Below are 23,157 nucleotides of genomic sequence, written 5' to 3' on the forward strand. Positions count from 1 at the left end.
CGGACCGGAACTCAAGCGGTGCGCAATGCCTCGGGTTCGGCTGCGGTGCGGTTGCGGCAATACTCGGTCTTGAGCGCCCAGCCCTGGCCGCGGATCGACTGGATGAAATCGCGTCCGCCGCTTGCGAGCTTGAGCTTCTGCCGAAGTTTCGAAACGAACACGTCGATCGCGCCGTTCGACGCGGCCGGTCCCTGCGGATACAGCACCTTCAGGATCGTCTCGCGCGAAACCGCTTCGGGCATCGCCGCCCACAGGGTGTCGAGGATCGTCCGCTCGGTCTCGGTCAGCCCCAGCTGGCGCCGGCCGACCCGATAGGCCTTTTCATCGGGACGGTAGATCAGCGAACGCATATACTCGTCGCCGGTCTGTCGGGCGCGCGGCGCGCTCTCGAGCGCGGCGAGCACCAGGCTGACCAGTTCGTCGCGGTGCGTATGGAGCACCTCGCCCAACCGGTTTTCGGTGTCGCCCACGGGCACGTCGCGCATCGTGGCGCTCACCTGGCGGACGACCGCCAGCGTCTCCTCGATTTCGCGCTTGGCACGCTCAAGTCGCGCCTCGCAGTCGAGCAGCAGCTGAGGGAGCGCTTCATTCTCTTTCGACACGGGACTTCCGATCAGAACGCAACTCGATCTGTCTTATTATTACGATTAGTTAACGGGAGGTAAAGACGCGGGCTTCCGGCGATGGTTCCGCGGCTCTCCCGGATTAAATATTGCGATACGCGCGCTTCCGGCTGCGAACGGCAAGAAGGCGCCGGCCCGTGGGGCCGACGCCTTGCCATGCAATCCGCCGCCGTGCCGGCGCAATCCGTCTCAGCGGCAGCTTCCGCCGCGCTCGACCTCGCGACCGACAAGCGCACCCACGCCGGCGCCGATGATGCCGCCGGTCGTGCTCGGACCGCGCCACGAGCTGCCGCGGCCGACCTCGCGCCCCAGCAGGCCGCCGGCAATGGCGCCGACGATCGCGCCGGTGGTCCCGCTCGAGCAGCGCTGGTCGTAATAGCGGCGATCATAATAGCGGCGGTCATAGCGATAGACCGGGTGCGGCGCCGGGCGATAATAGCCCGCATAGGGGTTGCCGCGAACGTCGCGATACTCACGATAGTCGCGATAGCCGTCGCCATAGTCACGATATTCGCGCACTTCGCGCTCGTAGCGGTAATCCTGCGCCGCCGCAGGGGTCGCGGCGATCCCGCCGATCGCGACGGTTGCGGCCAGGGCGGCAGTGACCAGCGACTTCATCATCGTCTTCCTCCTCGCATGGCGAAGGCTGCTTGCCTTCCCTCGATGGAGCCCTTTTCGCACAACCAGCCTGCGCCGAGCCTGAACGCGGCGGTTAGGTTGCGTTCAGCCACGCCGGTTCGTCGCGGGGCGGCCCCGCCCCGGCGCAGCGATTTCGGCGCCCCTTGCGGAACAAAGCCTGATTCCGGCCCGTTCGTGTCGGGCAAGTGGGAGAAGCGCGATGTACGATTTCGGCCTTCGCCAAGCGCTGTCGGGGTACCGACTCGGATACAGGCTGCATCAGACCAATATTTGCCCGGGCTGCGGCCGTGCGCACTGGATGGTGGGTCGCATTACCGCCGAATGCGCCTTCTGCGCCACCGCGCTCCCGCTGGTCGGCGGGGCCGCATCGGGACCGGGCGTGATTCGCAGGCACAATGTCGCCATGGCGTCACCTTTGGCGGCTTGACTGGCTCCCGGCGCATCCGCGCCCGGTCAACGATAAGAAAGTCGAGGAGCCTGGAATGACCAACATCTCGGTGACGTCGCCGATCGAACGCATCGCGCGGGTGATTGCGGCCGATGCGATCAGCGCCAACGGCAAGGGCGGCAACCTCAGCGCCGGCCGCACGGTCGATGCCTGCTGGCGGTACGAGACCGATCGCGCACTCGCGGTGCTGCGCACGATTCGCGAGCCCACGCCCGAAATGGTCGAGGCAGGCCGCGGCGCCGGCCCCGACCCTGCCGCAATCTGGAGCGCGATGATGCGCGCGGCGATCGAGCAGCACCTCACCATGGGCTGTTGAGCGCCGTCACGCCGGCTTGCGCCATCGGCGCGCGAGCGGGGTCACATCCCGCTGCGCGCCGTCTCCACATCATCGGGCTTGGCCTGCGCCGTGTGCAGCTTGGCGAGCAGCGTGTCGGGCGTCACACCGCTCAACGCGGCCTGCAGCTTGTTGACGAAGCCCGACACGACATGCGCCCGCCCCGCCTTCATCGCGGCCCAGCCGTCCGCCGCGACCTTGGCGGGATCGGCCTTTTCCGCCTCGCCCACCGGCGTGTCGAGCATCCCGGCCCGCCGGAAGAACTCGGTCTCGGTCGGTCCCGGCATCAGCACGGTCACGTTGACGCGGCTGTCCTTCAACTCCTCGCGCAACGCATAGGCGAGGCTGTCGAGATACGCCTTGCTGGCGTTATACACCGCCTGCCAAGCGCCGGGGATCAGCCCTGCGATCGACCCGGTGATCAGCACCGAACCGGCGTCGCGCGCGACCATCTGCTGCAACACCTTCTGGAGCAGATAGGTGGTGCCGACGATGTTGGTGTCGATCAGCCGCCGCCAGTCGGCGACCGGCTGTTCCAGAAAGCCGTGGCCCAGGCCCAGTCCGGCATTGGCGACCAGAATGTCGATCGGCCGGCCGCGCGTGGCGGCGATCAGCCGGTCGTTGCCCTCGATCGTGGCGAGGTCGGCCTCGATCGCCTCCACCGTTCCGCCCTGCCCCGCCAGTTCGCCGGCGGCGGCATCGATCTGCGGCTCGTCGGCAACGACGATCAGGTCATATCCCTCGCCCGCGGCGATCCGCGCCACCTCGCGCCCGATTCCCGACGATGCGCCGGTGATGACGGCAAGTCCCTGTGCCATGGTTCCACTCCTCAGACGGTTTCGAGGCCGGGCTTGAGCACGACCTTGGTGCAATGGTCCTGTTCTTCCTTGAACATGCGATAGCCTTCGGGCGCCTGCTCGAGCGGCAGGCGGTGCGAGATGAGGAAGGTCGTGTCGATCTCGTCCTCGGCGATCATCTCGAGCAGTTGCGGCAGATATCGCTGGACGTGCGTCTGCCCGGTCTTGAGCGTCAGCCCCTTTTCCATCATCGCGCCCATCGGGAACTTGTCGACAAAGCCGCCATAGACCCCCGGCACCGAAACGCGGCCGCCCTTGCGGCACGCCAGGATCGCCTGGCGCAGCGCGTGCGGCCGCTCGGTGCCGAGAAAGGTCGACGCCTTGATCTGGTCGATCACATTGTCGACGAAGAAGCCGTGGCTCTCCAGCCCGACGGCGTCGATCACCGCGTCGGGGCCGATCCCGCCGGTCATCTCCATCAGCGCCTCATAGGTGTCGGTGGTCTCGAAATTGACGGTCTCGGCCCCGAAACCGGCGGCGAGTTCCAGCCGGTGGGGGAAATGGTCGATCGCGATCACGCGATAGGCGCCCATCTTGAACGCCGACTGGACCGCGAACAGTCCCACCGGTCCGCATCCCCACACCGCCACCGTGTCGCCGGGCTCGATCATGGCGTTTTCGGCGGCCATCCATCCCGTCGGCAGGATGTCCGAAAGGAACAGCACCTTGTCGTCGTCCAGCCCGTCGGGGATCACGATCGGCCCCGCATCCGAATAGGGGACGCGCACATATTCGGCCTGTCCGCCGGGATAGCCGCCGGTCAGGTGCGAATAGCCGAACAGCCCGGCCATCTCGTGCCCGTACAGCGTCTGGCCCAGATCCTGGTTCTCGGCCGGGTTGGAATTGGCGCACGCCGAATGCTGCTGTTTCTGGCAGAAAAAGCATTGGCCGCACGCGATGACGAACGGCACGACCACGCGCTGTCCCTTCTTCAGCGTCGAATTCGGCCCCACCTCCTCGACGACGCCCATGAACTCGTGCCCCAGTATGTCCCCCTTCTCGAGCGTCGGGATATAGGCATCGTACAGGTGCAGGTCCGACCCGCAGATCGCCGTCGAGGTGATCCGGATGATCGCGTCGCGCGGGTTGAGGATCTGGGGATCGGGAACAGTTTCCATCCGCACATCGTGCTTGCCGTGCCAGGTGAGTGCGCGCATCGGTATCTCCGGGGATAGGGGCTGGTCGGTTGCGCGGGCACACGGCGCGCCCGCGGGCGGGTCAGGAATCCGACGGCGGATTGGGGGGCGACGAGGTCGCGATCTCGCCCGTTTCCATCAGTTGCTTGAACCGTTTGAGGTCGCGCGTCGCGCTGATCTGCGGCTCCTTCTGCGTCAGCGCGGCGACCGCCCTGCCGATAAAGCCCATCGGCGCGTCATACGCGATCACCGCGCGCACCCAGGTGCCGCGCCCCGGCGGCGCGTCGCGGAACTCGACACGCCCGCTGTTGCGAACGTCGGCATCGGGCGCCGACTCCCACGCGATCACCCGGCCCGGCTCATCCTCGGTGACGATCGCGTCCCATTCATAGTTGCCGTTCGGGCCGCGCACCTTCCAGTGCGACCGGCGCGCATCAAGCACCGACACCGACTCCACATTCTCCATGAACCGCGCCAGGTTCGCGAAGTCGCGCCAGAAGGCATAGAGTTCGTCGCGCGGACGATCGATCGTCAGCGTCCGTCCCCACACGGTGTTCTCGCCGCGCGGCGCGGCATCGGCCTGCGTCGTCCGGTCCTTGGCCAGATAGTCTGGCGCGTCGTCACGCAACGCGCTCATGATCCGGTTACTCCTCGGGCCACTTCCGGGGCATCGGGATATTCCTCGGGCAGCGCCTTGCCCTGGTTCTTGACGGCCTGGCGCTCGTTACCGGTCAGCGCCGGATCATCGTCGGGGCCCTCGATCGCGGAGCGGCGATCCTTCGCGCCGCCTTCGGAAAGGCGCTTGTCGTCAGCCATGCGGCATCTCCTCGCGCGACGGCGGCGGGGCCGTCCGCGCGGTTCGCGGGGGGTTGCAATCTGGGTTCGTGAGGCGCCGGCCCAATCGTTCCGGCCGACCGCTCGCTTGGAAAACCAATGGGTTGTCCGCCCGTTCCGCGCGCCGGGCGAATATGTCGGCGCCGCGGGGCGCGGCGCGACGGGGCGCATGGCACGCGCGACGGGCGGCGCTCAGTCGCCGGGGGCGAGCCGTTCCATATAGGCGGCGGAGACCCAGCCGGTAACGCGCGGGTCGCTGTTCGAACGCTCGACCTCGACGAAGCCGCCCGTCTGCGGAGCCCCCGTCGCGCGCAACCGCGTATCGGGCGCCAGCCGCTCGATCACCGCCGCGTCGCCGGCAGGCCCGGCGCGCAGGTTGAGCCGCCCGCCCGCCGTCGCCACGCGGTATCGGTGTCGCGGCACCCATTGGGTCACGCGCGCCGCCAGCCGCAGATAATCGCGGAAATTCTCGCCATAATAGCGCCCGTCCGCGCTGCGGAACCCCTGCTTGAGCCCTTTTGCCGGATCATAGCGCCCGCGATTGTACGCGATCGCCACCGCGCAGCGTTCACGCTCGTCGAGCGTCGCGCGCGCCGCCCATCCCAGCCGGCGCTGTGCCGCGCGCAATTCGGCGACGCATTTGGCCGCGGTCGCCTCGATCCGCGCATAGCGTTGTTCGAGGAAATAGTCGGGGTCGGTGCGAAAGAACTGCAGGTCGTATTGGAACAGGCCGAACCCGTGGCAGAACTTGTCGGGCTTGGCCGCCGCACCGGCATAATCGGGAATATGGCGGGCCAGGTCGATCAGCGCCGCGCGCGCGATCGCGAACATCCGCTCGCCCTGCGGCGCCGCCTCCAGTTCGGCGCGGCTGCGTGGGAAGGCGCGGCGCGAGTCGATCGTGTCGCCGACGCACAGCGCGAGGATCCGTTCGGTCGAAAGCGGCCGGGTCCGCAGCCGCGCCCACAGATAGCCGGTCTCCTGGCACGCGATCGCGGCCAGCATGTCCAGGTCGAACGGCGTTCCCGCGACCGCAACCGCGATCGCCTCGCCGAAGCTCGCCTTGAACCAGCCTATGTCCTCGGCATCGGGCATGTCGGCCCCCATAAGTGGCGGTGGCAACGCGGGTACCGGCCGCCGGGCGGCGCGGGCGCAGTCTATCACGCCCCTGCCCCGCCACAAGCATGCCGGGGCGCAGGTCCATCGCCGCAGCGGCGCCGCCCCAGGCCGCGCCATGCGCCTCCCGGTTGCACCATCGCACGCCTGCGCTATGGGATGGAGCCATGGAACACACCGCCCCGCTCACGCTCTACAACTCGCTCACGCGCAGCCTCGAGCCGTTCGCGCCGCTCGATCCCGAAAAGGGCGTGCGTGTCTATTCGTGCGGGCCGACGGTCTACAACTATGCCCATCTCGGCAATCTGCGCGCCTATGTCTTCACCGACACGCTCGGGCGCGTGCTGCGGTGGAAGGGCTATCCGCTCACGCACGTCATCAACATCACCGATGTCGGCCATCTCACCTCCGACGCCGATGCCGGCGACGACAAGATGGAGGCCGCCGCGCGTGCCCAGTCGCGCAGCATCTGGGACATCGCCGCGCATTACACTGCCGCGTTCAAGCAGAACCTGCACGACCTCAACATCCTCGACCCGTCGCGCTGGTCGGTGGCGACCGATCATATCCAGGAAATGATCGCCTTCGCCGAAAAGATCGCGCCCAAGCATTGCTACGAACTCGACAGCGGGCTCTATTTCGACGTCGCGACGGTTCCCGATTATGGCCGCCTCGCCGGCGCGCAGGACGACGCCGCCGAAGGCCGGATCGATCCGGTCGCGGGCAAGCGCCATCCGCAGGACTTCGCGATCTGGCGCAAGTCGCCGCCGGGCGAGCAGCGCCAGATGGAATGGGATTCGCCCTGGGGCAAGGGCGCGCCGGGCTGGCATCTCGAATGCTCGGTGATGAGCCTCAAATATCTCGGCGCGCCGTTCGACATCCATACCGGCGGGATCGACCATCGCGAGATCCATCATCCCAACGAGATCGCGCAGAACCAGGCCTATTGCGGCTGCGGTCAGCCGACCGGTTTCACCGGCGCGCGCTTCTGGCTGCACAACAACTTCCTCGTCGATCGCCAGGGCAAGATGTCAAAGTCGAAGGGCGGCTTCACCACGCTTCAGTCGCTCATCGACGCGGGCGTCCACCCGCTCGCCTATCGCCTGCTCTGCCTTCAGGCGCATTATCGCAGCGAGCTCGAATTCTCGGGCGAGCACGTCGCCGCCGCACTCACCCGGCTCAAGCGGCTGGTGATGTCGGTCGCGGCGCTGCGCACGCGCGCGGGCGACGCGACCGGCCAGGCGCTCGAACCCTGGGTCAAACGGCTCGACGAGGCGGTGTCGGACGATCTCAACACCGCGCGCGCGCTCGCACTTCTCGACGAACTGCTCGGCGAAAAGCGGATCGCCCCGGCCGACCGGCTCGCGACGCTTGCCGAGTTCGACCGGCTGCTCGGGCTCGAACTGCTCACGCTCGACCGCGCCGCGCTTCGGCTGCGCCCCGCCGGCGCCACGATCGATGCCGCCGCGATCGAGGCGCGGCTCGCCGAACGCCGCGAGGCGCGCGTCGCCAAGGACTTCGCGCGCTCCGACGCGCTGCGCGATGCGCTCGCCGCGGACGGGGTCGAGGTGATGGACGGCGATCCGCTGGGCTGGGACTGGAAGCCCGCGCTCTGAATCTGATTACTCTGATCGCGTAATTGCACTTGCGCGCGCTTACCCCAATCGGGTAAGCGCGCTGGCATGACGACACTCGCCGGTACCAAGATCCGCCGTTTCCGTGAAGAACGTGGCCTCACCCGCGCCGCCTTTGGCGCGTGGTTCGACACCGCGGGCAGCACGGTGCAGGGCTGGGAAAGCGACGGCAAGCGCGCCAATGCGCGCGTCATGAACCAGATCGCGGCGATCGGCATCGCCGATCATGCCGACTGGAATGTCACCGTGCGCGATACGGAGAGCCTGATGGCCGCCAACTGGACTCCCGATAGCTGGACGCAGTTCGAGGCGCGCCAGCTCCCGCAATATCCCGATTCGGGTGCGCTCGACGCCGCGACGCGCCAGCTCGGCACCTTCCCCCCGCTCGTCTTCGCGGGCGAGGCGCGCGCGCTGACGCAGGAGCTTGCCCGCGTCGCGCGCGGCGAGGCGTTCCTGCTCCAGGGCGGCGATTGCGCCGAGACCTTCGCCGAGTTCCACCCGAACAACATCCGCGACACGTTCCGCGTCATCCTCCAGATGGCGGTCGTGCTCACCTTCGCCTCGAAGCTGCCGACGGTGAAGGTCGGCCGCATGGCCGGTCAGTTCGCCAAGCCGCGCTCGGCCGATGTCGAGGTGCAGGACGGCATCGAGTTGCCCAGCTACCGCGGCGACAATGTCAACGACATTGCCTTCACGCCCGAGGCGCGCACGCCCGATCCGCAACGCATGATCCAGGGCTATTCGCAGTCGGCCGCGACGCTCAACCTGCTGCGCGCCTTTGCCCAGGGCGGCTACGCCAATCTGCATCAGGTCCAGCGCTGGACGCACGACTTCATGGACAAGAGTCCCTGGGCACAGAAATATTCGGCGCTCGCCGGCCGGATCGGCGAAGCGCTCGACTTCATGGAAGCCTGCGGGATCAACCCGGAGACCGTCCCCCAGCTCAAGGGCACGCAGTTCTACACCAGCCACGAGGCGCTGCTCCTCCCCTATGAGCAGGCGCTGACGCGGCAGGACAGCCTCACCGGCGACTGGTACGACACGAGCGCACACATGCTGTGGATCGGTGACCGCACCCGGTTCGAAGGGTCGGCGCATGTCGAGTTCCTGCGCGGCATCGGCAATCCCATCGGGATGAAGTGCGGCCCCAGCCTCGAACCCGACGCGCTGCTGCGCCTGCTCGACACGCTCAACCCCGCGCGCATCCCCGGGCGGATCACGCTCATCACGCGTTATGGCCATGACAAGATCGAACGCGGCCTCCCGCCGCTCGTGCGTGCGGTCAAGCGCGAGGGGCATCCGGTGGTGTGGAGCTGCGACCCGATGCACGGCAACGTCATCAAGGCCGCCAACGGCTTCAAGACGCGCCCGTTCGACCGTATCCTCGACGAAGTGCGCGGCTTCTTCGCCGTGCACCGCGCCGAGGGCACGTTCGCCGGCGGCATCCATGCCGAAATGACCGGGCAGAACGTCACCGAATGCACCGGCGGCGCGATCGACATCACCGAACAGGCGCTGGCGGACCGCTATCACACGCATTGCGACCCGCGGCTCAATGCGGGGCAGAGCCTCGAACTCGCGTTCCTGCTCGCCGAAATGCTCAACGCGGAAATGGCCGAGCGCCGCCGCGCGGCGGCCTGACGCGGCCCGATCCGGTGCCGGCGGCGAGACGGGGGCGCCTCGCTCCCGTCCCGCCGGCAGCCGCCCTCAAAAGGCGCTCTTGCCGAACTCCTGCCGCGTCACCGGATGGCTCGTCGAAAGCCCGCCGTCGACGACCCATGCCTGCCCGTTGACATAGCTCGCCTCGTCCGACGCCAGGAACAGCGCCACGCGCGCAATCTCCTCGGGCCGCCCCGCGCGGCGCAGCGGGTTGAGCTGGCCCAGCCGGTCCTCCTTGCCGCGTTCGCGCGCATAATCGAACGCGCGCTGCGTCATTCCCGTCTCGATCAGTCCGGGGCAGATCGCGTTGACGCGCACGTTCGAGGTGCTGAGCTGCTGTGCCGCGGTCTGCACCAGGTTGATGACCCCGGCCTTCGACGCCGAATAGGCCGGTCCGCCCGCGCCCGATCGCAGCCCCGCGACGCTCGCGGTGCAAATGATCGCGCCCCCGCCGCGCGCGACGATCTTCGGCGCGGCGTGCTTGATCGCCAGGAACGGCCCGATCAGGTTGACGCGCAGCACCTCGGTCCACAAATCGACGTCGCTGTCGAAAATGCCCGCCGCGCCACCCGAAATCCCGGCATTGGCATAAAAGACGTCCAGCCCGCCGAAACGATCGCACGCCAGCGTAACCGCCTCGGTCACGCCCGCCTCGTCGCCCGCGTCGATACGCAGCGCCACCGCCTCGCCGCCCGCCGCGGTGATCGCCGCCGCGGTCGCGTCGACCGCGCTGTCGATATCGGCGGCGACGACGCGCCCACCCTCGGCGGCAAAGGCCTGCGCCGTCGCGCGCCCGATTCCCGATCCCGCGCCCGTGACGATGATCGACTTGCCCGAAAAACGCATCAGATCGTTACCCCTCCGTCGATCACCAGCGCCTGTCCGGTCATGTACCGACTGGCGTCGCTGGCCAGGAACACCACCGCGCCCGCAATCTCCTCGGGCTCGCCGATCCGCCGCAACGGCGTCACCGCGTTCATCCGCGCCGCCTGCTTGGGATCTTCCCACAGCGCGCGCGCGAAATCGGTGCGGATCAGCCCGGGCGCGATGCAGTTGACGCGCACATTGTCCGGTCCGAACTCGACCGCATAGTTGCGGGCAAGCTGCAGGTCGGCCGCCTTGGAAACGTTGTACGCCCCAATCACCGGCGATCCGCGCATCCCGCCGATCGACGACACGATCACGATCGATCCCCGCCGCCGCGCGCGCATCTCGGGCGCGACAAGCTGGATCAGCCAGTGGTTCGACAGGATGTTGTTGTCCAGGATCTTGCGGAACTGCGCGTCCGAAATATCCGCGAGCGGCCCGTAATAGGGATTGGTCGCGGCGTTGCACACCAGCGCGTCGATCGGGCCGAACGCCGCCCGCGTCGCCTCGACCAGCGCGGCCAGCGCCGCCTTGTCCGAAATATTGGCGGCGACCGCGATCGCGCGCGTCTCGCCGTGCCGCGCGTTGATTTCCGCGGCCACCGCGTCGCATGCCGCCTGGTCGCGGCTCGAAATCGCGACGCGCGCGCCCTGCGCCGCCAGCGCCTCGGCCGCCGCCCGGCCGATCCCGCGCGACGATCCGGTGACGATCGCGACGCAACCGGTCAGGTCGAAGATGTCGTTGGCGCTCATGCGGCCCCCGCTTGTTCGGCGAAGCGCCACGCCGCGGCCACCAGCCCGGGCAACCGCGCGACCGTCTCGGCCGCCTGCGCGCTCGATGCGTTGCCGTCGATCATCCGCTTCTTGATCCCCTGGACGATTCCCGCCAGCCGGAACAGGTTATACGCGAAATACCAGTCGAGGTCGGGCACGCCGTCGCGCCCCGTCGCCGCGCAATAACGCTCGACGATCGCCTCGATCGGCGGGATGCCGGTCTCCGCCCCGGTCCGCCCCATCACGCCCGACCGGCCTTCGGGCTCGGTCACCCAGCTCATCAGGAAATAGGAGAAATCGGCCAGCGGATCGCCCAGCGTCGAAAGCTCCCAGTCGAGCACCGCGCGCACCTGCGGCCCGTCGGGTGCAAAGATCATGTTGTCGATGCGATAATCGCCATGGACGATCGCGGTCCGTGTCTGCGCGGGCACCGTGCGCGGCAGCCATTCGATCAGCCGCTCCATCTCGGGCAGCGTCTCGGTCTCGCTCATCCGGTATTGCTTCGACCAGCGCGCGACCTGCCGTTCGAAATAATTGCCCGGTTTGCCGTAATCGCCCAGCCCCGCCGCGTCGTAATCGATCGCGTGCAGCCGGGCGAGCGTGTCGACGATCGCGTGATAATGCGCCGTGCGCTCGGCGGGTGCCATGCCGGGCAGCGTCCCGTCCCACAGCGTCCGCCCCTCGACCAGCTCCATGATATAGAAGGGCGCGCCGATCACGCCCTCGTCCTCGCACAGGCCATATGGCCGTGCGACCGGAAAGCCCGTCGGGTGCAGCGCCGCGATCAGCCGATATTCGCGCTCGACGGCGTGGGCAGACGGCAGGATCGGCCCGAACGGCTTGCGGCGCAGCACATAGCGGCCGCTCGCCGCCTCGATGCGATAGGTCGGGTTGCTTTGCCCGCCCGGGAATTTCTCGACCGTGACCGGCCCGGCAAAGCCGGCGACCGCGTTCTCCATCCAGGCGGCAAGCCGCGCTTCGTCCAGATCACTCATGCGAATTCGATCACCGATCGCACGGCGTCCCCCTTTCTCAGTTTGTCCATGGCGGCGTTGACGTCGTCCAGCCGGATGCGCTCGGCGACCATCGTGTCGAGGTCGAGCCGCCCGTCGAGGTACATCCGCACCAGCCGCGGCATGTCGATCGGGAAGCGCGTCGAACCCAGCAGCGATCCCTGGATCTTCTTGCCGGTCAGGAAACTCGGGCCGGGAATCCGCACCTCGTTGCCCGGGGCGATCATGCCCAGGATCGTCGCGGTGCCGCCGCGGCGCAGGATCGTCCAGGCAAGCTCGGCGGTCTCGGGTCGTCCCACCGCCTCGACCGCGTGATGCACCCCGCCCTCGGTCAGCGCGAGCACGCGCTTGGCCAGATCGGGGTCGGCGGCGTCGAAAACGTCGGTCGCGCCCATCGTGCGGGCACGGGCGCGCTTCTCGGCGACGGGATCGATCGCGACGATCCTGCCCGCGCCGGCGATGCGCGCCGCGTTGATCGCGGCCAGGCCGATGCCGCCCGCGCCCACCACCGCCACCTGCTCGCCGGGGCGCACGCGGCTGTCGTTGAAGATTGCGCCCGCGCCGGTGATGACCGCGCATCCCAGCAACGCGGCGCGATCGAGCGGCATCGCCTTGTCGATCGCGACGCACGCATTTTCGTGCACCAGCATCTGCTCGGCAAAGGCCGACAGGTTCAGGAACGGGGCCAGCGGCGTGCCGTCGGCCAGCGTGGCGCGCGGCGGCGCGCCCTTGGGGCGCCGCGTCGACGGGTCGATGCACAACGACGGGCGACCGCTCGTGCACATCTCGCACGCGCCGCAGAACACGGTGAAAAAGGTGATGACATGGTCGCCGGGGCGCAGGTGGCTGACGCCGCTTCCCACCGCTTCGACCACGCCCGCAGCCTCATGCCCGGGCACCGTCGGCATCGGGTGCGGGAACGCCCCGTCGACGAAATGCAGGTCCGATCGGCACACGCCCACCGCCGCGGTGCGGATCAGCACCTCGCGCGGGCCGGGCGAATCGATCCGCACGTCCTCGATCGACAAGGGGGTCCGCGGCTCGAACAGCACGGCAGCCTTCATCGCTCGCTCCTCATCGCCGGCCGCGCCGGCGGCTTGCAGGTGGAAGGGGTGCGCCCCGTCGCGCCGGACGGGGCGCCGCCCGGTTCAGCGCGCCACCCCCAGCGCGCCCGACGACGGCCGGTCGGCCTTCATCTCGCCGTAACGACCGAATTCGGCGCGCGCGATCGCGCGGGCGTGCACCTCGTCGGGGCCGTCGGCCAGCCGCAGCGTGCGGACATTGGCCCAGGCGCTCGCCAGGTCGAAATCGTCGCTCACCCCGGCGCCGCCATGCGCCTGGATCGCGTCGTCGATGATCGCCAGCGCCATCGACGGCGCCTGCACCTTGATCATCGCGATCTCGAGCTGCGCCGCCTTGTTGCCCGCCTTGTCCATCATGTCGGCCGCCTTCAGGCACAGCAGCCGCGTCATCTCGATGTCGATCCGCGCGCGCGCGATCCGCTGTTCCCAGATCGAATGGTCGGCGATCCGCTTGCCGAACGCCACGCGCCCGAGCAGGCGCCGCGTCATCGCCTCGATCGCCGCCTCGGCGACGCCGATCGTGCGCATGCAATGGTGGATGCGTCCCGGCCCCAGCCGGCCCTGCGCGATCTCGAAACCGCGTCCCTCGCCCAGCAGCATGTTCTCGACGGGGACACGCACATTTTCCAGCAGCACCTGGCCGTGCCCGTGCGGCGCATGGTCGTACCCGAACACCGGCAGCATCCGCTCAATCGTCACGCCCGGCGCATCGAGCGGCATCAGGATCATGCTCTGCTGCTGGTGGCGCGGCGCGTCGAAATCGGTCTTGCCCATCACGATCGCGATCTTGCACCGCGGATCACCCGTCCCCGACGACCACCATTTGCGGCCGTTGATGACATAATGGTCGCCGTCGCGCTCGATCCGCGTCTCGATGTTAGTGGCGTCGGACGACGCGACCGCGGGTTCGGTCATCAGGAAGGCCGAACGGATCTCGCCGTCCATCAGCGGGCGCAGCCACGCGTCCTTCTGCGCGCGCGTGCCGTAACGCTGGAGCACTTCCATGTTGCCCGTGTCGGGCGCCGAGCAGTTGAAGCACTCCGACGCCCACGAGATCCGGCCCATCTCCTCGGCGCACAGCGCATATTCCAGGTTGGAAAGCTGCGTCCCCTCGAACCGGAAGGTCTCGTCGACCGGCGGCCGCCCCGAATGCGGCGGCATGAACAGGTTCCACAACCCGGCCTCGCGCGCCTTGGCCTTGACCGTCTCGATCGCGGGAATCACCTTCCAGCGCTCGCCCTCGGCCTCCTGGGCACGATATTCGGGATCGCGCGGGCGGATCTCCGAATCGATGAATTGGCGAACCCGATCGCGGTAATAGGTTTCGCGCTCGCTGAGCGTGAAGTCCATCGCGGCATCCTTTCCTGTCTTTTCACCCAAGGCTTAGGCCATACCCGATATTCGGTAAAGCCCCTTGGCACCGATCAAAACGCTATTGCGCCGGGGTGAATTTCCATCCCCGAAACCCAAAAAAGCCGTTTCGGGAAGCCGCCCGTGCCGCTAGAAAGGTCCGATGCAGGACGAAGACGCAACCGCCGCGGCCGCCGACAAGGGCACCAAGCGCTTCCAGGCGAAGCGCGACGCGATCCTCGCCGCCGCGGCCGAGGTCATCAACGAACAGAGCGCGAAGGGCATGACCTTCGCCGACGTCGCGCGCCGCGTCGGGCTCAACACCACCAGCGTCACCTATTATTTCAAGCGCAAGGAGGATCTTGCCGCCGCCGCGTTCGAGCACACGCTCACGCGGCTCGACGCGATGCTCGAAGAGGCGATGGCCGAGCCCACGCCCGAACGCCGCGTCGCCCACTATCTCCACGCCAACATGGTCCGCCTCGCCCGCGTCCGCCGCGGCGACGAACGCGACTTCGCGGTGCTCTCCGACCTGCGCGCGATGGAGGAGCCGATGAAGGGCCAGCTCCTCGCCGGCTGGCGCAACATCTTCCGCAAGACGCGCGCGCTGTGGGGCGAACCCGCGAGCCGCGCCGAAACCGATCTGCACGGCGGCCGTGCGCACGTGCTGCTCGAAAACACCTTCTGGCTGCCCGTCTGGCTCACCCGCTACGAACTCGACGAATATCCCCGCGTCGAGGCGCGGCTGATGGACGTGTTCCGCCACGGCATCGCGGGTGCGGGCCAGCGCTGGGCGCCCGCGCTGCTCGATCTCGCGCAGGTCGAGCCCGAACCCGGCCGCGACGCCTTCCTCCTCGCTGCCACGCGGCTGATCAACGAGCTCGGCTATCGCGGCGCATCGGTTCAGCGGATCGCTTCCGAGCTCAACGTCACCAAGGGCAGCTTCTACCACCATCTCGACGCCAAGGACGATCTGGTCATCGCCTGCTACCAGCGCAGCTTCGACCTGATCGGCGAGGCGCAGCGCCGCGCCGAGGCGCTGTCGGGCAGCCAGTGGCAGCGGCTGTCGAGCGCGATCGCGACGCTGCTCGACGTCCAGTTCTCCGAACACGGCCCGCTGCTGCGCACCACCGCGCTGTCGGGCCTGCCCCAGGGCGTGCGCTCGACGATGATCGACCGGTCGAACCGCATCGCGCGCCGCTTTGCGGGCATGTTGTCCGACGGCATTGCCGAGGGCTCGGTCCGTGCGATCGACCCGCTCGTCGCCAGCCAGGCGCTGATGGCGCTCCAGAACGCAGCGTTCGACATGCGCAAATGGGCAAGCACGATGCCGCGCGAACGCGCCGTCGCCTTCTACGCCTCGACGCTCGCCTTCGGCCTGTTCGACACGCGCGTCCTCGCCGACTGACCCGCCCGGAGCGACAGCGGCCCGCCGGCCGCCCCGCGCCGTGCCGCCGCACCGGAAAAGCGAAGGGCGGGAGCAGCCGGTGCCGCTCCCGCCCCTTTCGCCTTTGCCCCGCCGGTCAGAAGCGTCCGCGCACCGTCACGCCATAGGTCCGCGGCTCGGCCAGATAGGACGAAAAGGTCTGGCGCCCGCCCGGATATTGCGGGTCGGTGAAGGGCGCGCTCGCCGCACCTTCCTGGAAAGGCGAGTTGAACGTCACCTGCGTATAGTTCTGGTTGAGCAGGTTCTGCGCCCACAGCTCGATCGCCCAGCGCTCCTGCGGCCCGCGGATGCCGATGCGGCCGTTGACGATCGCATAGCCGTCCTGCGCCTTTTGCGGGAACAGGTCCGACCCCGTGTTGTAATCGCCGGTCATGCGGCCGTCGAAATAGACGAGCCCGCTCAGCCCCGAACTGCCGATCGCCGGCGTCCACGCCACCGATGCGGTCGCGACGAATTCGGGCGCGTTCGACAGGTGCGAACCCGGCAGTTCGCGCAGCGCCGGGTCGAGCGGCACGCCCGCCGCGTTGCCGACCAGGTTGTCGCGATACTTGGTGTCCGAATAGGTCAGGCCCAGCCCGACGCGCAGGTCGCGCATCGGCACCAGCGACGCCTCGATCTCGACGCCCTGCGAGAGCAGGCCGAAGGTCACGTCGTCCTTCGCGCACGCGCCGCTCGTCGCCGCCGCCGGGTTGTAGTTCGCCGTGCCGGGGAACTTGGCCTGGTCGCGATCGGCCCCGCCCAGCGACTTCGAACAGCCGTTGATGTTCTGGACGAGATAGACGGTGCCGTTGAACGTGTTGAGCTGGAAGTTCTTGAACTCCTGCCGGAACGCCGCGACGTTCAGCGTGAACGGCCCCGTCGAGTATTTGGCGCCGATTTCATAGGCGTTCACCGTCTCGGGGTCGAACTGCAACGCGCCGGTCAGCGCCTGCGCGCCGCCGACCGAGGCAAAGGTGGCGATCGGGGCCTTCAGCGCCGACCGGTCGAGGTTGAACCCGCCCGCCTTGTAGCCGCGCGAATAGCTGGCATAGAGCAGCAGGTCGTCGATCGGCTTGTACGAAAGCACCGCGGTCCCGGTCAGCCGGTCCTCGCTGCGCCGGTCGTGGATCGACACGCCGTTGACCTCGGACGTCGAATTGCCCTGGCACGAAAGCCCGACGATCGCATCGACGATCCCCGTCAGCGCGGCGTTGGCGCGCAGCGGCAGCAGCGCCGACTGGTTGGCGACGCACGCGGTGTTGTCGTTGCCGAAGGTCGCGTTGAACTTCTTGCGCTCGTTGGTGTAGCGCAGGCCCACCGTCAGGTCGAAATTCTTGGCGAGATGGACGATATTGTGCGTGAACACCGCCCAGTTGCGGCTGTTCTGCAGATAATGGTCGAGCGTCGTGCCCTTGTCGTTGATCCCGTCGAGCCGGTCGAACGCCGCATAGATCAGCGGCGAGGCCGCGCCGAACGCCGCCGGGCGCGCCGCAAGGCACCCCGTCGAGGTCGGCGAATACAGCGCCGCCAGCGCGCTGCCCGAAACGATGCGGCACGTCGCGAAGCGGCCATACTGGTTGCCGAAGCGCAGATTGTCGAGGACGGTCAGATCCTCGTTGGCGTAATAGCCGCCGATCAGCCAGTCGAACTTCTCGTTGAACGCGGTGCCCTGCAGCCGCAGTTCCTGGCTGAACGTCTTGAACTGGCGCGCCGAATTGCCGTCGCCCGCGCGATAGAGGATGTCGACCGCGCTATAGTCGGTGTCCGATCCCTGGTCCGACCGATAGTCGCGATAGGCGGTGATCGACGTCAGCTTGGCGCCGCCCAGGTTCCAGTCGACCTGCCCCGAAATGCCCCAGTCCTTGGTCTTGCCCTGCAGGCTGCGCCCCGCCGAAACCCACAGCTTGCGGTCATAGGGGTTGGTGAACGCCGCCATCGGCTGACCCAGATCGCGCAGCACGCGCACGATGTTGTTCTGCGCCGGATCGTTGAGCCCGCCGATAAAGGGGTTCATCGTGTTGGTTGCATAGGTCGCGCCACAGCACGCCTCGTCGCGATGCGTATAGTCGGCGATCAGCCGCACGCTCAGGTCCGACGACGGCTCGAACATCAACTGGCCGCGCAGGAAATAGCGGTCGCGATCGTTGACGTCGCGCTTGTTGACCTCGTCGCGGTAAAAGCCGTCGCGCTTGTTGTACACCGCGTCGATCCGGCCCGACAGGCTGTCGGCCAGCGGCGCGTTCAGATAGCCCGACAGGCGGATATTGTTGTAATTGCCATAGGTCGCCTCGGCACCCGCCTTGAACACCGGGCTCGGCGCCTTGCTGACGATGTTGATCAGGCCCGCCGACGCGTTGCGGCCGAACAGCGTGCCCTGCGGCCCGCGCAGCACCTCGACGCGCTCGATCTCGCCCAGTTCGTTCAGGCCGATGCCCGAACGCGAGCGGTACACCCCGTCGATGAACACCGCGACCGAGCTTTCCAGGCCCGGATTGTCGCCCACCGTGCCGATGCCGCGGATACGCGCGGCGCCGTTGGCCTCGGTGCCGGTCGACGAGACCAGCAGCGACGGCGTCACCTGGTTGAGCTGGCGGATGTCGTTCGCGCCCGTCAGCGACATCGTCTCGGCGCTGATCGCCGAAACCGCGACCGGAACGTCGGCGAGCACCTGTGCGCGCCCCTGCGCGGTGACGACGATCTCGTTGCTGTCGAAACGACCGGTTTCCTGTGCGCTGCTCGACTGGGCATCGGCTGCCGGCTGGCTGTCCTGCGCGTGCGCCTGACCTCCAAGCGCCATCGCGATGGCAGGAATCGCGCATGCCGACAAAAGGCGTAACCGCATGTTGCTCTCCTCTCCACGGGCCGGAGCGTTATTGTTGGCTGCTCCATACCCTAGGCTCGAATAACACCCGGTTCCTTCACCGTCGTCAAGCATAACAAAGGTTGCAAAGCGGGACTGGACTCGCGGTGTTGCAGCTTTGCATCGTTCGCATCTGCCGCAATTTCGTGCCCGAAACGGCGCTGCCGGTGCGAAGCATAACGATTAAATGGCTCTACATGGGCGATACTGCACTGCAGCGCGGCCGGATCTGGCGAACGCTGTCGCCGGATCGCGATCTTTTCGAAAACGGGGTATGCGATTTCCGGCGCCTGCGGCTTTCCCTTAGGCTGCGTCCGGTTCGACGCGGGAGCGCCGATTCCGGGCCGCCGTTCCCCGGCCGCCCCGCCACGCGCGGCCGCGCTCACCGCAGGCGGCACGCGGCCGGTGCGCCCCGCCCGGCGTCGCGACCATTGCAACGCTCGCGGCAGCACCCCACCTGCGCGCGGCGTTCATGGGAGCGAAACGATGATCGAACTTTACTACTGGCCGACGCCCAACGGGCACAAGATCACGCTGTTTCTCGAGGAGGCGGGCGTCGATTACCGCATCCGCCCGGTCAATATCGGCGCCGGCGAACAGTTCGCCCCCGATTTCCTCAGGATCGCGCCCAACAACCGCATGCCCGCGATCGTCGACACCGCGCCCGCCGACGGCGGCGATCCGATCAGCGTGTTCGAAAGCGGCGCAATCCTGCTCTACCTCGCCGAAAAGACTGGCCGCTTCCTCGGCACCGACGTCCGCACGCGCTTCGATCAGATCCAGTGGCTGATGTGGCAGATGGGCGGGCTCGGCCCGATGGCGGGGCAGAACGGCCACTTCAACATCTATGCCCCGGAACGCGTCGACTATGCGATCAACCGCTATGTCAACGAAACGCGCCGCCTCTACGGCGTGCTCGACCGGCGGCTCGAAGGACGCGATTTCATCGCGGGCGATTATTCGATCGCCGACATGGCCTGCTATCCGTGGATCGTCCCGCACGAGGCACACAAGCAGAATCTCGACGATTTTCCCAATCTGCGCCGCTGGTTCGAATCGATTCGCGCGCGCCCGGCGACGATCCGCGCCTATGCCCGCGGCGACGAGGTTCGCCCCGAACAAAAGCCGATGACCGACGCCGAACGCCGCATCCTGTTCGGTCAGGGCACTGCCGGACCGGCCTGACCGCCGTATCGGCGTCCGGCCCGCCCGGACGCTACGGCGCCGCGCCCGCCCGGCCATGCCCCTGCGGCCGGCCGGGCGGGGAGCGACCGGCCCCTTGCCGGCGTCCTTGCCCGCGCCCTTCCCCGCACTCGCCCGCCTCCCCCGTCGACTGCATGAAAATCCCTGTGGCATCGCGCGCCGCGGTCGCTTAGCGGAAAAGCAAACGACAACAGGGGGTTCGCAATGTCGGCCAAGGCCATGCTGGCGGGGGATTTCGCCACCCTGCCCGATCTCATCCGTGCGCACGCCGCCGAGCGCGGCGGCGCGGTCGCGCTGTGGTGCGACGATCATCCGCTCGATTATGCGACGCTCGATGCGCGCGCCGACGGCGTCGCCGCCGCGATCCAGCGCGCCGGGATCGCGCCCGGACGGGCGATCGCCTTCCTCGGCGAAAACGGACCCGGCTACATCATCGCCTTTGTCGGGGCGTTGCGCGCGGGCTGCGTCCCCGCGCCGCTCGCGACCTCGCTCACCGATGCGCAGGTGGCGGCGATGCTCGGCGACTGCGACGCCGCGCTGCTCTTCGCCGATGCCGACCAGGCGACGCGCACGCTGGCGGGCGGCGTGCCGGTCGCGCCGCTCGATGCCGACGGGCTCGCCTGCTGGGTCGGCGACGCGGCGGCGCCCGCACCCGCGCCGCGCGGGCCGGACGACGCGTTCAACATCATCTATTCGTCGGGCACCACGGGCACGCCGAAGGGGATCGTCCAGTCGCACGCGATGCGCTGGGTCCATATCGCGCACGCGCCGCCGGGTTTCGACACCGCGGTGACGATGGTGGCGACGCCGCTCTATTCGAACACCACCTGGATCAGCGTGCTGCCCACGCTCGGCTGGGGCGGCACCGTCGTGCTGATGCGCCGCTTCGACGCGCGCAGCTATGTCACGCTCGCCGAACGCCATCGCGGCACGCACACGATGCTCGTGCCGGTCCAGTATCAGCGCATCATGGCGCTCGACGATTTCGACCGGTTCGACCTGTCGAGCTTCCGGCTCAAGACGTGCACCAGCGCCCCGTTCGCCGCCGCGCTCAAGGCCGACATCCTCGCGCGCTGGCCGGGGATGCTCGTCGAATATTACGGCATTTCCGAAGGCGGCGGGACGACGATGCTCGTGTGCAACGCGCATCCCGACAAGCTCGGCAGCGTCGGCCGCCCGCTCGACGGGCACGAGATCCGGCTCGTCGATGCCGACGGGCGCGAGGTGCCGGCAGGCGCGGTCGGCGAAGTCGTCAGCCGTGCGCGCGCGATCATGTCGGGCTATCACGGCCGCGAAGACGCGACTGCGGCGGCGACCTGGGTGGCGCCCGACGGCACGCGCTATCTGCGCCACGGCGATCTCGGCCGGCTCGACGCCGACGGCTTCCTGACGCTCGTCGGGCGGACGCGCGACATGATCGTCTCGGGCGGGTTCAACATCTATCCGGTGGACATCGAGGCGGTGCTGCTCGACCATCCGGGGGTCGACGAATGCGCGGTGTTCGGCGTGCCCAGCGAACGCTGGGGCGAAACGCCCGTCGCCTGTTTCGTCGGCACCGCCGATCCGGCGGCGCTGCGCGACTGGTGCAACGCGCGCGTCGCCAGGGTTCAGCGGCTCGCCGCGGTCCACCGCGTCGACGCGCTGCCGCGCAACGCGCTGGGCAAGGTGCTCAAGCGTGTGCTTGAACAGGAATATGCCGCGCACGTCCCCGATCGGGCCGGCGCGGCGCTGGGGGAGGAACAGCATTGACCAACGCGCTCGCGACGATCCTGGCTGCGGCCGAAACCACCGATACGGGACTGCGCACGCAGGTGCCCGCCGACTGGAAACAGGGGCGCACCGCCTATGGCGGCTTCTCGGCGGCGCTCGCGCTGGCGGCGGCGCACCGCGTCGCGTCCGACCTGCCGCCGCTGCGTTCGGCGCAGATCGCCTTTGTCGGGCCGCTCGACGGCGCGATCGCGGTGTCGGCGCAGACGCTGCGCCGCGGCCGCAACGCCGCCTTCGTCCAGGCCGACGTGACCGGCGAGGCCGGGCTCGGCATGCGCGCGACCTTCGTGTTCATGTCGGCGCGCAACTCGGCGATCGGACACGGCGCCGCCGATCCGGCCCCCGTCGCCGCGCCGGCCGCCGATGCGCGGTGCTTCTCCGGCCCGCCCGGCTTCTTCGCGAGCAACTTCGACTATGTCGATCCGCTGCCTGCCGATCCGGCGCCGGCCGAATGGCTCCGCTGGACGCGGCTTCACGAACGCGACGGGCTCGATCCGATGGTCGAGCTGATGGCGATCGGCGACGCGCTGCCGCCGGGCGCGATGCGGCTCGCCGGGCTGGGCGGGATGCCGGTCAGCTCGCTCAACTGGCACATCAACCTGCTCACGGCCGAACCCGCCACGCGCGACGGCTGGTGGCTGCTCGGCACGCGCGCCGATCATGTCGGCGACGGGTTCAGCAGCCAGCGGATGGCGATCTGGAACGCCGACGGGGCAATGATGGCAGAGGCGATTCAGGCGGTCGCCATCTTCGGCTGAGCAACGGCGGCTTTTCGCGCGCGAACGACAGGATCGGGCGCCGATTTTCACGCGATCGCGACAATTTGCGACATTTTTGCGCGATCGGTGACACAATCGGGGGACAGCCGGGGGCGATATCGGCGGGGTCCACGGATCACCGTGGCCGAACAGGAGACCCGCCGATGAACAAGACGCTCGTCGCCGCGCTGCTCGGGGCGACGCTGCTCACCGGAGCCGCCCAGGCGCAGCAGGCCCCTGCCGCGCCCCCGGCACCCCCGCCCCCGCCGCATGCCGGCGCGCTGATGCGCGCCGACGCCAACCATGACGGCGTCGTCACCCGCGCCGAATGGCTGGCGGCCGTCGATGCCCGTTTTGCACGGCTCGACGCCGACAAGGACGGCAAAATCACGCCCGACGAGCGCCGCGCCGCACATCGCCGCCCCGGCGGTCCCGACGGCGATCGCCCAATGCCCGGCGGCCCGATGATGCGCCACGGCCCGGCCATGCCGCCGCCCCCGCCCGGCGCCGACCGCACCGTGACGCTCGATCAGGAACGCGCCCAGGCAACGCGGCTGTTCGATTTCATCGACCAGAATCGCGACGGCCGGATCGACGCCGCCGAGATCGAGGCCGCGCGCGCCACCGTCCGGCCGTTGATGGGTCCGGACGGCCCCCGTCCCGGCCGCTTCGGCCGCCACCACGGCCCCGGCGCGCCCGGCGAGATGCCCCCGCCGCCCCCGCCCCCGGGCGGCAATCCCGGCGGCGCCGACGACTGATCGCGCGCCGCCCGCCGGCCCGG

At 68.6% G+C, this 23,157-nt stretch carries 21 protein-coding genes; 8 read left to right on the forward strand and 13 right to left on the reverse strand.

The window, feature by feature from the left end; translation table 11 throughout:
• Nucleotides 1–11: 11 nt before the first annotated feature.
• Nucleotides 12–602 (reverse strand): winged helix-turn-helix domain-containing protein, encoded by a 591-nt coding sequence (locus ACT3CF_RS10435; protein WP_478422497.1) that lies wholly within the window; start codon nt 600–602, stop codon nt 12–14.
• Nucleotides 603–812: 210 nt separating this feature from the next.
• Nucleotides 813–1,244: a glycine zipper 2TM domain-containing protein gene (locus ACT3CF_RS10440; protein ID WP_478422498.1), complete on the reverse strand. Its 432-nt coding sequence runs from the start codon at nt 1,242–1,244 to the stop codon at nt 813–815.
• 500 nt (nt 1,245–1,744) lie between these two features.
• Between ACT3CF_RS10440 and ACT3CF_RS10445 the strand changes: the two genes are divergently transcribed.
• Nucleotides 1,745–2,026, forward strand: coding sequence for a hypothetical protein (locus ACT3CF_RS10445; RefSeq protein ID WP_478422500.1), 282 nt, complete (start codon nt 1,745–1,747; stop codon nt 2,024–2,026).
• 41 nt (nt 2,027–2,067) lie between these two features.
• Here the strand turns inward: ACT3CF_RS10445 and ACT3CF_RS10450 are convergent, their stop codons facing one another.
• The 5 genes from ACT3CF_RS10450 to ACT3CF_RS10470 all read right to left on the reverse strand — a co-directional run bounded on the left by ACT3CF_RS10450 (nt 2,068) and on the right by ACT3CF_RS10470 (nt 5,963).
• The gene (locus ACT3CF_RS10450) at nt 2,068–2,862 is read right to left on the reverse strand and encodes an SDR family NAD(P)-dependent oxidoreductase (protein ID WP_478422502.1); all 795 of its coding nucleotides are present in this window, start codon (nt 2,860–2,862) and stop codon (nt 2,068–2,070) included.
• Between the two features lie 11 nt (nt 2,863–2,873).
• On the reverse strand, nt 2,874–4,058 hold the full coding sequence (locus ACT3CF_RS10455; protein ID WP_478422504.1) for a zinc-dependent alcohol dehydrogenase: 1,185 nt from the start codon (nt 4,056–4,058) through the stop codon (nt 2,874–2,876).
• Nucleotides 4,059–4,119: 61 nt separating this feature from the next.
• Nucleotides 4,120–4,674: an SRPBCC family protein gene (locus ACT3CF_RS10460; protein WP_478422506.1), complete on the reverse strand. Its 555-nt coding sequence runs from the start codon at nt 4,672–4,674 to the stop codon at nt 4,120–4,122.
• Nucleotides 4,671–4,853: a hypothetical protein gene (locus tag ACT3CF_RS10465; protein WP_478422508.1), complete on the reverse strand. Its 183-nt coding sequence runs from the start codon at nt 4,851–4,853 to the stop codon at nt 4,671–4,673. The genes ACT3CF_RS10460 and ACT3CF_RS10465 overlap by 4 nt, the downstream gene beginning before the upstream one ends.
• A gap of 210 nt (nt 4,854–5,063) precedes the next feature.
• Nucleotides 5,064–5,963 carry an SH3 domain-containing protein gene (locus tag ACT3CF_RS10470; protein ID WP_478422509.1) on the reverse strand — a complete coding sequence of 300 codons (900 nt, stop codon included), beginning with the start codon at nt 5,961–5,963 and terminating at the stop codon, nt 5,064–5,066.
• Between the two features lie 188 nt (nt 5,964–6,151).
• Between ACT3CF_RS10470 and cysS the strand changes: the two genes are divergently transcribed.
• The gene (gene cysS, locus ACT3CF_RS10475; RefSeq protein WP_478422511.1) at nt 6,152–7,600 is read left to right on the forward strand and encodes a cysteine--tRNA ligase; all 1,449 of its coding nucleotides are present in this window, start codon (nt 6,152–6,154) and stop codon (nt 7,598–7,600) included.
• A gap of 66 nt (nt 7,601–7,666) precedes the next feature.
• A complete protein-coding gene (locus ACT3CF_RS10480) occupies nt 7,667–9,259 on the forward strand; it encodes a class II 3-deoxy-7-phosphoheptulonate synthase (RefSeq protein ID WP_478422513.1) in 1,593 nt (530 codons plus the stop codon).
• Nucleotides 9,260–9,325: 66 nt separating this feature from the next.
• On the opposite strand, the gene ACT3CF_RS10485 is transcribed toward ACT3CF_RS10480, so the two are convergent.
• The 5 genes from ACT3CF_RS10485 to ACT3CF_RS10505 all read right to left on the reverse strand — a co-directional run bounded on the left by ACT3CF_RS10485 (nt 9,326) and on the right by ACT3CF_RS10505 (nt 14,362).
• The gene (locus tag ACT3CF_RS10485; protein WP_478422514.1) at nt 9,326–10,123 is read right to left on the reverse strand and encodes an SDR family NAD(P)-dependent oxidoreductase; all 798 of its coding nucleotides are present in this window, start codon (nt 10,121–10,123) and stop codon (nt 9,326–9,328) included.
• Complete coding sequence (locus ACT3CF_RS10490; protein WP_478422516.1) at nt 10,123–10,896, reverse strand: SDR family oxidoreductase; 774 nt, start codon at nt 10,894–10,896, stop codon at nt 10,123–10,125. The genes ACT3CF_RS10485 and ACT3CF_RS10490 overlap by 1 nt, the downstream gene beginning before the upstream one ends.
• Nucleotides 10,893–11,912, reverse strand: coding sequence for a phosphotransferase family protein (locus ACT3CF_RS10495; RefSeq protein WP_478422517.1), 1,020 nt, complete (start codon nt 11,910–11,912; stop codon nt 10,893–10,895). The genes ACT3CF_RS10490 and ACT3CF_RS10495 overlap by 4 nt, the downstream gene beginning before the upstream one ends.
• Entirely contained in the window at nt 11,909–12,994 is a 1,086-nt protein-coding gene (locus ACT3CF_RS10500) for a Zn-dependent alcohol dehydrogenase (protein ID WP_478422519.1), read from the reverse strand. The genes ACT3CF_RS10495 and ACT3CF_RS10500 overlap by 4 nt, the downstream gene beginning before the upstream one ends.
• An 84-nt stretch (nt 12,995–13,078) precedes the next feature.
• Nucleotides 13,079–14,362 carry an acyl-CoA dehydrogenase family protein gene (locus ACT3CF_RS10505; RefSeq protein WP_478422521.1) on the reverse strand — a complete coding sequence of 428 codons (1,284 nt, stop codon included), beginning with the start codon at nt 14,360–14,362 and terminating at the stop codon, nt 13,079–13,081.
• A gap of 163 nt (nt 14,363–14,525) precedes the next feature.
• Between ACT3CF_RS10505 and ACT3CF_RS10510 the strand changes: the two genes are divergently transcribed.
• Nucleotides 14,526–15,770: a TetR/AcrR family transcriptional regulator gene (locus tag ACT3CF_RS10510; RefSeq protein ID WP_478422522.1), complete on the forward strand. Its 1,245-nt coding sequence runs from the start codon at nt 14,526–14,528 to the stop codon at nt 15,768–15,770.
• A 115-nt stretch (nt 15,771–15,885) separates the two neighbouring features.
• Here the strand turns inward: ACT3CF_RS10510 and ACT3CF_RS10515 are convergent, their stop codons facing one another.
• Complete coding sequence (locus ACT3CF_RS10515; RefSeq protein WP_478422523.1) at nt 15,886–18,630, reverse strand: TonB-dependent receptor; 2,745 nt, start codon at nt 18,628–18,630, stop codon at nt 15,886–15,888.
• 504 nt (nt 18,631–19,134) lie between these two features.
• Here ACT3CF_RS10515 and ACT3CF_RS10520 point away from each other — a divergent pair.
• From ACT3CF_RS10520 to ACT3CF_RS10535, 4 genes are all read left to right on the forward strand, one after another.
• Nucleotides 19,135–19,833 (forward strand): glutathione binding-like protein, encoded by a 699-nt coding sequence (locus ACT3CF_RS10520; RefSeq protein WP_478422524.1) that lies wholly within the window; start codon nt 19,135–19,137, stop codon nt 19,831–19,833.
• Between the two features lie 222 nt (nt 19,834–20,055).
• Entirely contained in the window at nt 20,056–21,600 is a 1,545-nt protein-coding gene (locus ACT3CF_RS10525) for a class I adenylate-forming enzyme family protein (RefSeq protein ID WP_478422525.1), read from the forward strand.
• Nucleotides 21,597–22,376 (forward strand): thioesterase family protein, encoded by a 780-nt coding sequence (locus ACT3CF_RS10530; protein WP_478422526.1) that lies wholly within the window; start codon nt 21,597–21,599, stop codon nt 22,374–22,376. Before ACT3CF_RS10525 ends, ACT3CF_RS10530 begins: the two co-directional genes overlap by 4 nt.
• A gap of 164 nt (nt 22,377–22,540) precedes the next feature.
• Nucleotides 22,541–23,134, forward strand: a complete 594-nt coding sequence (locus ACT3CF_RS10535) for an EF-hand domain-containing protein (protein WP_478422527.1) — start codon at nt 22,541–22,543, stop codon at nt 23,132–23,134.
• The last annotated feature ends 23 nt before the right edge of the window (nt 23,135–23,157 follow it).

Source organism: Sphingomonas chlorellae (genome assembly GCF_056485145.1).